The sequence below is a fragment of the Enterobacter cloacae complex sp. 382A5 genome (assembly GCF_050031095.1).
GTDB lineage: Bacteria > Pseudomonadota > Gammaproteobacteria > Enterobacterales > Enterobacteriaceae > Enterobacter > Enterobacter cloacae.
In genome coordinates, this window is record NZ_JBLGVK010000001.1 from 2,075,426 (window position 1) to 2,087,867 (window position 12,442).

General features: G+C 54.5%; 13 protein-coding genes. 8 read left to right on the forward strand and 5 right to left on the reverse strand.

The features are described from left to right. Window positions 1-7: 7 nt before the first annotated feature. Together speG and ACQG2G_RS09880 are read right to left on the reverse strand one after the other, a co-directional pair. Window positions 8-565 carry a spermidine N1-acetyltransferase gene (speG, locus tag ACQG2G_RS09875; protein ID WP_013096794.1) on the reverse strand — a complete coding sequence of 186 codons (558 nt, stop codon included), beginning with the start codon at window positions 563-565 and terminating at the stop codon, window positions 8-10. Next, complete coding sequence (locus ACQG2G_RS09880) at window positions 565-903, reverse strand: DUF1283 family protein (RefSeq protein WP_061772164.1); 339 nt, start codon at window positions 901-903, stop codon at window positions 565-567. Before ACQG2G_RS09880 ends, speG begins: the two co-directional genes overlap by 1 nt. Window positions 904-1,056: 153 nt before the next feature. Between ACQG2G_RS09880 and ACQG2G_RS09885 the strand changes: the two genes are divergently transcribed. From ACQG2G_RS09885 to ACQG2G_RS09915, 7 genes are all read left to right on the forward strand, one after another. Continuing rightward, on the forward strand, window positions 1,057-1,383 hold the full coding sequence (locus tag ACQG2G_RS09885) for a YnfA family protein (RefSeq protein WP_013096792.1): 327 nt from the start codon (window positions 1,057-1,059) through the stop codon (window positions 1,381-1,383). Window positions 1,384-1,494: 111 nt separating this feature from the next. After that, the gene (gene rspA, locus ACQG2G_RS09890) at window positions 1,495-2,709 is read left to right on the forward strand and encodes a starvation-sensing protein RspA (protein WP_013096791.1); all 1,215 of its coding nucleotides are present in this window, start codon (window positions 1,495-1,497) and stop codon (window positions 2,707-2,709) included. 14 nt (window positions 2,710-2,723) lie between these two features. Continuing rightward, on the forward strand, window positions 2,724-3,743 hold the full coding sequence (locus ACQG2G_RS09895; RefSeq protein WP_013096790.1) for a Zn-dependent oxidoreductase: 1,020 nt from the start codon (window positions 2,724-2,726) through the stop codon (window positions 3,741-3,743). 73 nt (window positions 3,744-3,816) lie between these two features. Beyond that, window positions 3,817-5,202 carry an MFS transporter gene (locus ACQG2G_RS09900; RefSeq protein WP_038419305.1) on the forward strand — a complete coding sequence of 462 codons (1,386 nt, stop codon included), beginning with the start codon at window positions 3,817-3,819 and terminating at the stop codon, window positions 5,200-5,202. After that, window positions 5,199-6,605: a glucuronate isomerase gene (uxaC, locus tag ACQG2G_RS09905; protein WP_061771615.1), complete on the forward strand. Its 1,407-nt coding sequence runs from the start codon at window positions 5,199-5,201 to the stop codon at window positions 6,603-6,605. The genes ACQG2G_RS09900 and uxaC overlap by 4 nt, the downstream gene beginning before the upstream one ends. Before the next feature lie 27 nt (window positions 6,606-6,632). Then, window positions 6,633-8,171, forward strand: a complete 1,539-nt coding sequence (locus ACQG2G_RS09910) for an MFS transporter (protein ID WP_061771616.1) — start codon at window positions 6,633-6,635, stop codon at window positions 8,169-8,171. 224 nt (window positions 8,172-8,395) lie between these two features. After that, the gene (locus ACQG2G_RS09915) at window positions 8,396-9,859 is read left to right on the forward strand and encodes a mannitol dehydrogenase family protein (protein ID WP_038419308.1); all 1,464 of its coding nucleotides are present in this window, start codon (window positions 8,396-8,398) and stop codon (window positions 9,857-9,859) included. A gap of 42 nt (window positions 9,860-9,901) precedes the next feature. On the opposite strand, the gene ydfZ is transcribed toward ACQG2G_RS09915, so the two are convergent. Beyond that, window positions 9,902-10,105, reverse strand: a complete 204-nt coding sequence (gene ydfZ / locus ACQG2G_RS09920; protein WP_014831738.1) for a putative selenium delivery protein YdfZ — start codon at window positions 10,103-10,105, stop codon at window positions 9,902-9,904. A 289-nt stretch (window positions 10,106-10,394) separates the two neighbouring features. Here ydfZ and ACQG2G_RS09925 point away from each other — a divergent pair, with 289 nt between their 5' ends. Next, entirely contained in the window at window positions 10,395-10,826 is a 432-nt protein-coding gene (locus ACQG2G_RS09925) for a universal stress protein (protein WP_038419309.1), read from the forward strand. Between the two features lie 32 nt (window positions 10,827-10,858). Here the strand turns inward: ACQG2G_RS09925 and ACQG2G_RS09930 are convergent, their stop codons facing one another. Together ACQG2G_RS09930 and ydfG are read right to left on the reverse strand one after the other, a co-directional pair. Continuing rightward, entirely contained in the window at window positions 10,859-11,545 is a 687-nt protein-coding gene (locus tag ACQG2G_RS09930; protein WP_013096780.1) for a GntR family transcriptional regulator, read from the reverse strand. A gap of 91 nt (window positions 11,546-11,636) precedes the next feature. Then, window positions 11,637-12,383, reverse strand: a complete 747-nt coding sequence (ydfG, locus tag ACQG2G_RS09935) for a bifunctional NADP-dependent 3-hydroxy acid dehydrogenase/3-hydroxypropionate dehydrogenase YdfG (RefSeq protein ID WP_020688209.1) — start codon at window positions 12,381-12,383, stop codon at window positions 11,637-11,639. Window positions 12,384-12,442 lie beyond the last annotated feature (59 nt).

The window sequence follows — 12,442 nt, forward strand, 5'->3', positions numbered from 1 at the left end:
GCGCAGGTTACTGCGCGGTAGGTTTCAGCAGGCTGGCACCAGACGGTTTGTGTCCGGCCAGATGCTGGTGCTGGAAAATGCACATGCGAATGGTGTTGCGGTATTCCCCGTTGATAAAGAACTCGTGGATTAGCTCGCCTTCCACCATAAAGCCCAGCTTACGGTAGATATGGATCGCTTTTTCGTTCTCTTTATCGACGATGAGATAGAGCTTGTACAGATTAAGAACGTTAAATCCGTAGTCCATCGCCAGCTTCGCCGCCCGTGAGGCCAGGCCTTTACCCTGATGCTCCGGGGAGATAATGATCTGGAATTCCGCCCGGCGATGCACGTGGTTGATCTCCACCAGCTCAACCAGCCCGGCTTTTTCGCCTTCACACTCCACCACAAAGCGGCGTTCGCTTTGATCGTGAATGTGTTTATCGTACAGATCGGACAGCTCGACAAACGCCTCGTACGGCTCTTCAAACCAGTAGCGCATCACGCTGGCGTTGTTGTCGAGCTGGTGGACGAAGCGCAAATCTTCGCGCTCCAGCGGACGCAGTTTAACCTCAAGACCCGGCATTACGGTGCTACCGTGCGACCCGTGCGACGATCCAGGCAGCGCAGGGTGTTTGGCTCCCAGTAGGCATTAACGTTCGCGCTTTGCTGACACTTATCACGTGCGTCAAAGGCGACATCTTCTTTGTCCCACTCTTTCTCAGCACGCTTGTTCACCTTCTGACGAAGGCTGCGGGTGTCATTCCATTGTTCTTTGTCCATTGCGGCATTCTGGCGGCTCTGCGCGCTATCGCCAGACTCAATAATGAGTTTGCTGGTTTCGGCGGTAGCCGTTGCAGCGAAGGCGAGCGTTGACAGCGCCAGTGTGGCGGTCAGACAAAGGCGTTTGCTTAATGTACTCATAGCGTTTCCTTTTTGAATCGGTGCAGATAATCACGTTACCCTGTTCAGATTCTACACCAAACAGAAATGACGGCATACCCGCGGCGCGGGTATGGAAAAGTAAACCGTATCATCAGGTATGATGGTTAAATAAATCCTCACCTGAAATGAAATATGATCAAAACAACGCTGTTATTTTTTGCCACCGCGCTCTGTGAAATTATCGGCTGCTTCCTTCCCTGGCTCTGGCTGAAGAGAGGGGCAACCGTGTTACTGCTGATCCCGGCGGGCATCGCGCTGGCGCTGTTTGTCTGGCTGTTAACGCTCCATCCGGCGGCCAGTGGTCGCGTCTATGCCGCCTACGGCGGGGTTTATGTCTGCACCGCGCTGCTATGGTTACGCGTGGTCGATGGGGTAAAACTCAGCGCCTACGACTGGGCCGGGGCCCTGATTGCCCTGTGCGGCATGCTGATCATCGTGGCGGGCTGGGGGCGCGCCTGAGCGCCCTGATTTTGTGATCGCTCGCGGATATTTTGATCATTATACTTGTATGGTAGTAGCTCAGTTGCGTAAATTTCCTGCATCACAACATGCGATGTAAGGAAAGGAATTATGAAGATTGTCGGGGCTGAAGTATTTGTCACCTGCCCGGGGCGTAACTTTGTCACCCTTAAAATTACGACCGATGAAGGCATCGTCGGTCTTGGCGATGCCACACTAAACGGACGCGAACTCTCCGTCGCCTCTTATCTGAAAGACCACCTCTGCCCGCAACTGATTGGCCGCGATGCGCACCGCATCGAAGATATCTGGCAGTTTTTCTATAAAGGCGCGTACTGGCGTCGCGGTCCGGTCACCATGTCGGCAATTTCCGCCGTGGATATGGCGCTATGGGATATCAAAGCCAAAGCCGCCAATATGCCGCTTTACCAGCTGCTGGGGGGCGCTTCCCGTGAAGGCGTAATGGTCTATTGCCACACCACCGGGCATACCATTGACGACGTGCTGGAAGATTACGCCCGTCATAAAGAGATGGGCTTTAAGGCGATCCGCGTCCAGTGCGGCGTGCCGGGAATGAAAACCACCTACGGCATGTCCAAAGGAAAAGGGCTGGCGTATGAGCCTGCCACCAAAGGGGACTGGCCGGAAGAGCAGCTGTGGTCCACCGAGAAATACCTCGACTTCACGCCGAAGCTGTTCGACGCGGTGCGCAGTAAATTTGGCTTCAACGAACATCTGCTGCACGACATGCACCACCGCCTGACGCCGATTGAAGCGGCGCGTTTCGGTAAGAGCATCGAAGAATTCCGCATGTTCTGGATGGAAGATCCTACGCCTGCTGAAAACCAGGCGTGCTTCCGCCTGATCCGCCAGCACACCGTCACGCCGATTGCTGTGGGTGAAGTCTTTAACAGCATCTGGGATTGCAAACAGCTGATTGAAGAGCAGCTTATCGACTACATTCGCGCCACCATTACCCATGCAGGCGGGATCACCGGCATGCGTCGTATTGCAGACTTTGCCTCGCTCTACCAGGTGCGGACCGGGTCACACGGCCCGTCCGATCTGTCGCCGATTTGCCATGCTGCCGCGCTGCACTTCGACCTGTGGGTGCCAAATTTCGGCGTGCAGGAATATATGGGCTATTCCGAACAGATGCTTGAAGTCTTCCCGCACAACTGGCGCTTCGACAACGGCTATATGCACCCGGGCGACAAGCCGGGTCTGGGTATTGAGTTCGACGAAAAGCTGGCCGCGAAATACCCGTACGATCCGGCCTACCTGCCTGTGGCTCGTCTTGAAGACGGCACGCTGTGGAACTGGTAAACGAGGAGCGAACGATGAAAAGCGTAGTGATCCAACAGCCCAACCAGCTGGTGATTGAAGAGCGTCCACTCCCGCAACCGGGGGCAGGGGAAGTGCGCGTCAGCATTAAACTTGCCGGGATCTGCGGCTCCGACAGCCATATCTATCGCGGACATAACCCCTTCGCGAAATATCCGCGCGTTATCGGGCACGAATTTTTTGGTGTGATTGACGCCACGGGCGAGGGCGTTGACCCCGGACGCCTTGGGCAGCGGGTTTCCGTTGATCCGGTGATCAGCTGCGGGCACTGCTATCCGTGCTCGGTGGGTAAACCGAACGTGTGTACCTCCCTGGTCGTGCTCGGCGTGCATCGCGACGGCGGTTTTGCGGAATACGCCGTGGTACCGGCGAAAAATGCGTGGCCCATCCCGGACGCCATTCCCGATAAACACGCCGTGATGGTCGAGCCCTTTACCATTGCCGCCAACGTCACCGGGCAGGCAAAACCGACGGAACAGGATATCGCCCTGGTGTATGGCGCGGGCCCGATGGGGCTGGTTACCGTGCAGGCGCTGAAAGGTGTCTACAACGTCAGGCAGGTGATTGTCGTCGACCGCATTGATGAACGGCTGGCGATGGCGCAACGCAGCGGCGCGGACTGGGTCCTGAACAACGGTAATCTTGATTTGCATAAGGCGCTGGAAGAAAAAGGCATCAAACCGACGTTAATCATTGATGCCGCCTGTCATCCGTCGATTCTGCAGGAAGCGATAACCCTGGCTTCCCCGGCGGCACGTATCGTGCTGATGGGCTTTTCCAGCGATCCGAGCCAGATTGTTCAGCAGGGGATCACCGGCAAAGAGCTGTCGATATTCTCCTCGCGCCTGAATGCCAACAAATTCCCGGTCGTGATCGACTGGCTGGAAAAGGGGCTGATCGATCCTGAAAAACTGATTACCCACACCTTTGACTACCACCACGTGACAGACGCCATCGAACTGTTTGAGAAAGACCAGCGGCAGTGCTGCAAAGTCTTGCTCACCTTCGACCAATAATAATTTACGCGGTTAAGAGCCTGCGCAGACAGGCTCTGAGTGGTACGCATCTTACCTTGCAGAGATAGCCATTATGACTCAAGCACAACCTCAAAGAACGACTTCAGATCTGGTGAAAGCTGCCGTATCCGGCTGGCTGGGTACCGCGCTGGAGTTTATGGATTTTCAGCTCTACTCGCTGGGGGCCGCGCTGGTCTTCCATGAGATCTTTTTCCCGGAACAGTCCGCGGCCATGGCGCTGATCCTGGCGATGGGGACCTACGGCGCAGGCTATATTGCGCGCATTGTCGGCGCCTTTATCTTCGGCAGAATGGGCGACCGGATCGGTCGTAAAAAGGTGCTGTTTATTACCATCACCATGATGGGGATCTGTACCACCCTGATTGGCGTGTTGCCGACCTACGGCCAGATTGGCATTTTTGCGCCGGTTCTGCTGGTGACGCTGCGCATTATTCAGGGGCTGGGTGCCGGGGCAGAAATCTCCGGTGCGGGAACCATGCTGGCCGAGTATGCGCCAAAGGGCAAACGCGGGATCATCTCCTCGCTGGTGGCGATGGGGACCAACTGCGGAACCCTGAGTGCCACGGCGATCTGGGCGGTGATGTTCTTTGCTCTCGATCGTGAAGAACTGGTGGCATGGGGCTGGCGCGTGCCGTTCCTGGCCAGCGTCGTCGTGATGATCTTTGCCATCTGGCTGCGTATGAACCTGAAAGAGAGCCCGGTCTTCGAAAAAGTGAACGACGCTGAAGCTGCCGTACCGGTGGCGAAGCCGGATACCTCCCTTGGGACGATGGTGAAAAGCAAATCCTTCTGGCTGGCCACCGGGCTGCGTTTTGGTCAGGCGGGTAACTCCGGTCTGATCCAGACGTTCCTTGCCGGGTATCTGGTACAGACGTTGCTGTTTGATAAAGCGATCCCCACCGATGCGCTGATGATAAGTTCAATCCTCGGGTTTATCTCTATCCCGCTGCTGGGCTGGCTGTCGGACAAAGTCGGTCGCCGTCTGCCGTATATCCTCCTCAACGTTTCCGCCATCATTCTGGCGTACCCGATGCTGTCGATTATCGTCGATAAAAGCTATGCGCCGGGCGTCATTATGCTCTCGATTATTGTCATTCATAACTTCGCGGTGCTGGGGTTGTTCGCGCTGGAAAACATCACCATGGCGGAGATGTTTGGCTCGCGTAATCGCTTTACCCGCATGGCTATCTCCAAAGAGGCGGGCGGTCTGGTGGCGGTGGGCTTTGGTCCGGTGCTGGCGGGGATCTTCTGCAACATGACCGGCTCCTGGTGGCCGATTGTCGCGATGCTGATTGCCTATTCCGTGATTGGTCTGGTTTCAGCCATTTTCATGCCGGAAGTGCGCGACCGTGATTTGAGCGCGGCACAAGACGCGGCTGAACCACAGGCGCTGAACAATAAGGCTGGTGAGTCACGCAAATATGGAGCGCTGCTATGAGTTTCATTAATGATAACTTTATGATTAGCAACGCCAGGGGCGTTGCGTTATATCGCGACGTCGCGAAAGAATTGCCGATAATTGACTATCACTGTCATCTGGTTGCGAAAGATATTTTCGAAAATAAACCGCTGGAGAATATTACCGAGCTTTGGCTTGCAGGCGATCACTACAAATGGCGCGCTATGCGCGCCAACGGTATAGATGAAAAATACATTACGGGCAGCGCCACCGCGGAAGAAAAATTTGCGGCGTGGGCTGAAACGGTCGACGCCAGTTATGGCAATCCGCTCTATCACTGGACGCATTTAGAACTGCATCACTATTTTTCCTGTGATGAACCGCTGGGCAGCCATAACTGGCGTGAAATAATGGAGCGCTGTAATCGTTTATTACAACAGCCTGATTTTACGCCCCGCGAACTGATTAAACGCTCAAAGGTGGAGGTCATTTGTACCACAGATGCACCGCTGGATGACCTGCGTTACCATCAGTTATTGCGCGATGACGCAACATTCAACGTCAAGGTATTACCGACATTCCGCCCGGATGACGTTTTTACGTCGGATGCGCATCAGTTCGCCGACTTTACCGATCGATTAGCGGAGCTGACGGGACGGTCCATTCACGCCTTTAGCGATTTTGCTGCTGCGCTCGGCGAGCGTATTGCCTGGTTCCACGACATGGGGTGCCGTATTTCGGATCATGGCCCTGTGGAGATCCATTTTCAGGCTGCGGATGACAGTATCGTGGAATCGATATTTGTCCGTAAACGGCAGGGTGAACATCTCAACGCACGGGATAGCGCGATTCTTGACAGTGCTATTTTTATCATGCTGGCGCGTTATTACCGACAGCATGACTGGGCCATGCAGATCCATTTCGGTGCGATACGCAATAATAATACCCGCATGTACCGTGCCCTGGGCATAAATACCGGGTTTGATTCACTGACGGATCAGGTCAATCTTGCTGCGAATATTAATCAGCTGCTGGATGCCATGGCCCTTGCAGACGCGCTGCCGAAAACCATTCTGTATAACCTCAACCCCAGCTACAACGATATTGTCGCGACGACGATCGCCAATTTTCAGAGTGCAGAACTGGGAGTGAAATCACCGATGCAATTCGGCTCCGGCTGGTGGTTTAACGACACTCGTCGCGGGATGGAAAACCAGCTCAACAGCCTGGCAGATCAGGGGCTGTTAATGAATTTTGTCGGCATGCTGACCGACTCCCGCAGCCTGGTCTCCTATACCCGCCACGATTATTTTCGCCGCATTCTGTGCAATATGATCGGCGGTTGGGTGGAGCGGGGAGAAGTTCCGGATAATAACGATATTCTCACGCGGATGATTAAAAATATTTGCCACGACAACGCTAAGAATTATTTCAAATTTTAAATTCGCTTCATCAAGTGGGGATGAAATATGTCTCGTGCGGCTAAAAAAATTACCATTCCGGTTAGTATCGGCTACGGACTAACGGATATTATGGGTGGCGGTGCATTTACCGTGATCGGCGCCTGGCTGTTATTTTTCTATACGACATTCGTTGGGCTATCGCCGGTTGAGGCAGCCTCCATTGTCGCCATCGCGCGTATTGTCGATGCCATTGTCAGTCTGTTTATGGGAAGTTTCACCGATCATTTTTACAAAAATTATTTTGGTAAAAAATTTGGTCGTCGACGCTTCTTTTTGCTGATCGGCGCGCCGTTAATGCTGGTCTATGCGTTACTGTGGCTTGATGGCATGACCTACGGTTTTTACCTCGCGGTCTATCTGGCGTTTGAAATTATCGCCGCGATGGTATTGATCCCCTGGGAAACGCTGCCATCGGAAATGACAAAAGACTTTAACCAGCGCACCAAACTTTCTACCTGTCGCATGTTCCTTTCTGCGTCCGGCACCTTCCTGGCGACGTTCATTCCGGGGCTGCTGATTGGCTATTTTGGGGAAAACAGCGCCCATGCTTATCTGATTAACGGCGTTATTTTTGCTGTCCTGTTTATGGTGTGCGTCTTTATCTCGTGGAAGGTGACCTGGGAACGCGAGTTAACCCCGGAGATGCTGGCCGAGCTTGAAACACGCACGGCGCCCCGAACGCTGACGCAAAAGCTGGCTGCCTTTGGTCGCCTCTTTAAAGAATATGGTTCAACGCTGAAAATCCGGGCCTTCAGAAAACACCTTGCCATCTACCTGCTGTCGTTTACCGGGAAAGATGTCTACAACACCGTGTTTGTCTTCTTCTGTGTTTACTGCCTGAATGTCTCTTCGTCGCTTGCCGGCACACTGCTGTCGATGAGTATCGTCGGCCTGCCTGTCACGCTGATTGCGGGAGTGGGGATCATTAAATTCGGGCCGTCGAAGCTGTATGTGTTTGCCTACTCGCTGATGATGCTCTGCCTGGGCGGCTTTTTCGCTGTGTATCAAATTCCGGCACTTAATACCGTCGCGACGCTGGTTGTTCTGGCCGGGTTATATCAGGTCGGTCGCTGTGTGCTGGAGTTTACGCCATGGAACGTCTTCCCGTTCATCCCCGATATTGACGAGATGGTTAGCCGCCAGCGTCGCGAGGGGTTGTTCGCGGCGGTGATGACCTTCTCCCGCAAAACGACCGTGGCTATCGCCACCTTTATTGTGGGGCTGCTGTTACAGAATGGCGGCTTTGTGAAGGGCAGCCAGACACAGCCGGAGGAGGCCATTCATACCATCGCAATGCTGATGTTCATCGGGACTGCGGGCTTACTCATCCTGGCGTTGTGGCAGGCATTAACGTTCCATCTGAACAAGCGTACGCACAAGATCTTCGTGGATGAACTGGACCGCCTGAAAGCAAACGGTTCTCCCCAGCTGGTGTCCGCCGAAGCACGCCGTGTGGTGGAAGATTTGACGGGGTATTCCTACGACAGGCTGTGCCGTGAGCCCGCTGGCCGTTCAGGCGCAGAACCGGCGCGTAATCTTGTGTGACCTTGGTATATATCTTTTTGAAAGATGTCACACAACTTAATTTTGATATCACACCAGTTGGCGCAAAGTTAATGTAAATCAATGTTCCGCTTAACATAACCCGTATGGTGGTGGGCAAGGCACCAGGGGGTTACTGCCATTCTGGCTGGTGTAGTCAACATGCGCGGCCGCGCGCCAACGTGCGGTCGCAGAACTCAGCTTCCTTAATTAAACGAGTCTCAACCATGGAAAACCGATTATTACAGGCGAAAGCGACGCTGCCTCAGTACGATCGCGGCAGCCTCCAGGCACGCATTGTTCATTTAGGGTTTGGCGCGTTCCACCGTGCACACCAGGCGGTGTACGCCGATATTCTGGCCGCTGAACACGGCAGCGACTGGGGTTACACAGAAGTGAACCTGATTGGTGGCGAACAGCAGATTGCCGATCTGAACGCGCAGGATAACCTCTATACCGTGGCCGAAATGTCGGCGGACGCGTGGACATCACGGGTCGTCGGTGTGGTCAAAAATGCGCTGCACGCGCAGGTTGACGGGCTGGAGGCCGTACTGGCGGCGATGTGTGAGCCGCAGGTGGCGATTGTGTCGCTCACCATCACCGAAAAAGGCTACTACCACTCACCGGCCACGGGCAAACTGATGCTCGATCACTCATTGATTGCGGCCGACCTGCAAAACCCGCATCAGCCTAAATCTGCGCCGGGTGTGGTGGTTGAAGCGCTGGCGCGACGCAAAGCGGCGGGGCTGCCTGCCTTTAGCGTTATGTCCTGTGATAACATGCCGGAGAACGGCCACGTTATGCGCAATGTCACCTGCGCCTATGCCCGCGCGGTCGACGCGGAGCTGGCCGCGTGGATTGAGGCCAACGTCACCTTCCCGTCAACCATGGTGGATCGTATTGTGCCTGCGGTGACGCCGGAAACGCTGGATAAAATCGAGCAGCTGACCGGCGTACGCGATCCGGCGGGCGTGGCCTGCGAGCCGTTCCGTCAGTGGGTGATTGAAGATAACTTTGTCGCCGGACGTCCGCAGTGGGAAAAGGCGGGGGCGGAGCTGGTGGCCGACGTTATTCCGTTTGAAGAGATGAAGCTGCGGATGCTCAACGGCAGCCATTCTTTCCTGGCCTACCTTGGCTATCTGGCGGGTTATCAGCACATTAACGACTGTATGGAAGATGAACACTACCGTCGTGCCGCCCACGCGCTGATGCTGAAAGAGCAGGCGCCGACGCTGAAAGTAAAAGGGGCTGATTTAGGCCACTATGCCGATCTGCTGATAGCGCGCTACAGCAACCCGGCCCTGCGCCACCGGACCTGGCAAATCGCGATGGACGGCAGCCAGAAACTTCCGCAGCGTATGCTCGACTCCGTGCGCTGGCATCTGGTGCATCAGAAACCTTTCCCACTGCTGGCGCTGGGTGTGGCGGGCTGGATGCGCTATGTCGGCGGGGTGGATGAACAGGGGAACGCCATCGACGTGAGCGATCCTCAGCTGGCGGTGATTCAGGCCGCGGTCAACGGGAGCGCGGAAGGGGAAAGTCGGGTGAAAGCCCTGCTGGGCATTGAAGCCATCTTCGGTAAGGAACTGCCGCACGACACGTGCTTTGTGGAGGCGGTCATGACGGCGTATCAGACCCTTCTGCAAAAGGGCGCGAAAGCCACGGTTGCGCAGTACGCGGCACTGCTGTAATGCAGTCATGCCGCCGTTCGCGGCGGCATGATGTCGCACCGGTTAGTGCATACCCAGGCGAATCAGTTCAATCGGTTCGAACTTACCTTCGCATCCTTCCACTTCCACCGTTTTGCTGCGACGTACCTGCGCGGCATCCAGTCCGTCGCTGTGGATCGCTTTAATTACCCCGGTATGCCCGGTGCCGTTAATCATTACGCGGCTGCCGGTGGTAATTGCATTACGGTTACGGTCGTAAGTCATCATGGTATTTTCTCCTCGCTAACACATCCGTTACGGCGCTATTTCAGGTTGTGCCGTCCACGGGGCACTATAAATACGCCTCTCTGGACATCATTTTTTTGTTTTTGATCAAACTCACACTTTTTTCTTCATTTCGGCAGGGCGATGACGGTTCACGACGGTAATTTACAAAGCGGACAGTTATTTTCTTTAATTGATAATTTCAACCAGTGAGCGTTTAAGTCTGGTTTATATTCCTGATGGCACTCTGGATGCAGTAAATAACGTTTCCTGGAAATAAGGAGTCAGGCTTATGTATAAGAAAATCTTGATGCCTGTTGATGTGTTTGAAATGAATTTAAGCGATAAAGCGGTGCGGCACGCGGCTAACCTGGCGAAGGCTGAAGGTGCATCGATAACTCTGGTCAACATTCTGCCCAACAGCAGCCGCTCGTTACTGCGCGGATTCAATGCAGATATCAGGAAGTTTGAAGAGTATATGACCGCGGAATCCAGCAAAAAGATGAAGGAGTTAACGCGTCTCTTCGATCTCTCCCCGGAGGACATTCATTGTGAGGTGCGTTTCGGCAACGTGCGCGATGAAATTATCAGGATGAGCAAAGAAGGGGAATATGACGTGATTGTTATCGGTTCAAAAAACCCGACTATCACCACGCATCTGCTGGGTTCAAATGCGGAATCTATCCTGCGCTACGCCACTATTCCGGTCCTGGTTGTACGCTAATCTCTCCGCCGCGCCGAAAGGGTGCGGCGAATTTAATCTTCGCTAAACCACTCGCTGTTTTCCTGCCGAATAAGCTGCACGGATTCGCTGATCTCCTGCAGATGGACGGTCATCGCTTTTTCCACACCGTCAGGGTCGCGTTTTTCCAGCGCGCTGAAAATATCATAATGCTGTCGAAGCAACATTTCCGGTGGCGAGACGTGATCAAGACTCATATAACGCACACGGTCAATCGTGGCTTTAATGTTTTCAATGGTATCCCAGGCCAGCTGACAATCGGCAATTTGCGCCAGCTTCTGGTGAAACTCATCATCGAGCTGAAAGAAGTCGTTAAGCTGTTTGCGGTCGATGGCAATACGCTGCTGATGCAGGTTTTGCTCCAGCCAGTAACACTGGTTGTCATTCATCAGCGTGGCCGCACGCCGGGCCACCGCGCACTCAATGGCCTGACGGACAAAACAGCCGTTACGGACCTGAGAAAGCGATATTTTATTCACATAGCTGCCGCGCTGCGGGCGGATCTGAATCAGGCCGTTTTCAGCAAGCTTGATAAACGCCTCACGTACGGGCTGACGGGAAACGTCAAAACGCACGGATACCTCTTTTTCTGAAAGCGGGGTACCAGGCGGGATCAGGCAATGCACAATATCACGTCGTAATATGCGATAGATTTGCTGGTTAACGGGCTGGGTGGGATTGAGTTGCGATTCAGCGGCCATGAGTTGTCATTTCTCAGAGAGTTAGCCTGCACATACTACCATTCTTTTATACCCTGATACAGACCCGGCCCGCAGGCCGGGAAGGGCAGAGTCAGCCACGATGAACGTTAAGTCCGGCAAAGCTCTGGCTGACAGGCATCATCTCTACGGTGTTGATATTGACGTGGTTTGGCAACGTCGCGACCCACCAGACCGCTTCAGTGACATCTTCCGGCGTCAGCGCGTTGGCATTTTCGTAGGTTTTATCTGCTTTCGCGTCATCGCCTTTGAAACGCACGTTGGAGAACTCGGTACCGCCCACCAGGCCCGGCTCGATATCCGTGACGCGAATGGCGGTGCCGTGCAGATCGGTACGCAGGTTCAGGCTGAACTGACGCACGAACGCTTTTGTCGCACCATAGACGTTGCCGCCCGCATACGGCCAGCTTCCGGCGGTCGAGCCGATATTGATAATGTGGCCGCGATTGCGCTCCACCATGCCTGGCAGCACTGCGCGGGTCATATACACCAGCCCTTTGTTGTTGGTGTCGATCATGTTTTCCCAGTCTTCCACGCTGGCTTTGTGCGCGGGCTCCATACCCAGCGCCAGACCGGCGTTGTTGACCAGCACGTCAATGGCACGCCACTGCGCGGGGAGGTTGGCAATCATCTCTTCAATGGCGGCGCGGTTGCGCACATCAAGCTGCGCGGTCAGGATATTGTCACCCAACTCTTCTTTCAGCTCCTGCAGACGCTCCTGACGGCGGCCGGTGGCAATCACCTTGTGGCCGTTGGCGACGAAGCGACGCGTGATGCATTCACCAAAACCTGCCGTTGCCCCGGTAACTAAAATAATCATCTCACTGTTCCTCAACGCTTTTTGTGTTGTACTAACATAGCACGCCCTGAGAGGGTGCG

Bases quoted from the DNA above. Each gene is read 5' to 3' on its own strand.
- ACQG2G_RS09915 (WP_038419308.1), top strand. From the start codon at position 8,396: ATGGAAAACCGATTATTACAGGCGAAAGCGACGCTGCCTCAGTACGAT.
- ACQG2G_RS09930 (WP_013096780.1), bottom strand. From the start codon at position 11,545: ATGGCCGCTGAATCGCAACTCAATCCCACCCAGCCCGTTAACCAGCAA.
- ACQG2G_RS09895 (WP_013096790.1), top strand. From the start codon at position 2,724: ATGAAAAGCGTAGTGATCCAACAGCCCAACCAGCTGGTGATTGAAGAG.
- ydfG (WP_020688209.1), bottom strand. From the start codon at position 12,383: ATGATTATTTTAGTTACCGGGGCAACGGCAGGTTTTGGTGAATGCATC.
- speG (WP_013096794.1), bottom strand. From the start codon at position 565: ATGCCGGGTCTTGAGGTTAAACTGCGTCCGCTGGAGCGCGAAGATTTG.
- ACQG2G_RS09925 (WP_038419309.1), top strand. From the start codon at position 10,395: ATGTATAAGAAAATCTTGATGCCTGTTGATGTGTTTGAAATGAATTTA.
- ACQG2G_RS09900 (WP_038419305.1), top strand. From the start codon at position 3,817: ATGACTCAAGCACAACCTCAAAGAACGACTTCAGATCTGGTGAAAGCT.
- ydfZ (WP_014831738.1), bottom strand. From the start codon at position 10,105: ATGATGACTTACGACCGTAACCGTAATGCAATTACCACCGGCAGCCGC.
- rspA (WP_013096791.1), top strand. From the start codon at position 1,495: ATGAAGATTGTCGGGGCTGAAGTATTTGTCACCTGCCCGGGGCGTAAC.
- ACQG2G_RS09885 (WP_013096792.1), top strand. From the start codon at position 1,057: ATGATCAAAACAACGCTGTTATTTTTTGCCACCGCGCTCTGTGAAATT.
- uxaC (WP_061771615.1), top strand. From the start codon at position 5,199: ATGAGTTTCATTAATGATAACTTTATGATTAGCAACGCCAGGGGCGTT.
- ACQG2G_RS09880 (WP_061772164.1), bottom strand. From the start codon at position 903: ATGAGTACATTAAGCAAACGCCTTTGTCTGACCGCCACACTGGCGCTG.
- ACQG2G_RS09910 (WP_061771616.1), top strand. From the start codon at position 6,633: ATGTCTCGTGCGGCTAAAAAAATTACCATTCCGGTTAGTATCGGCTAC.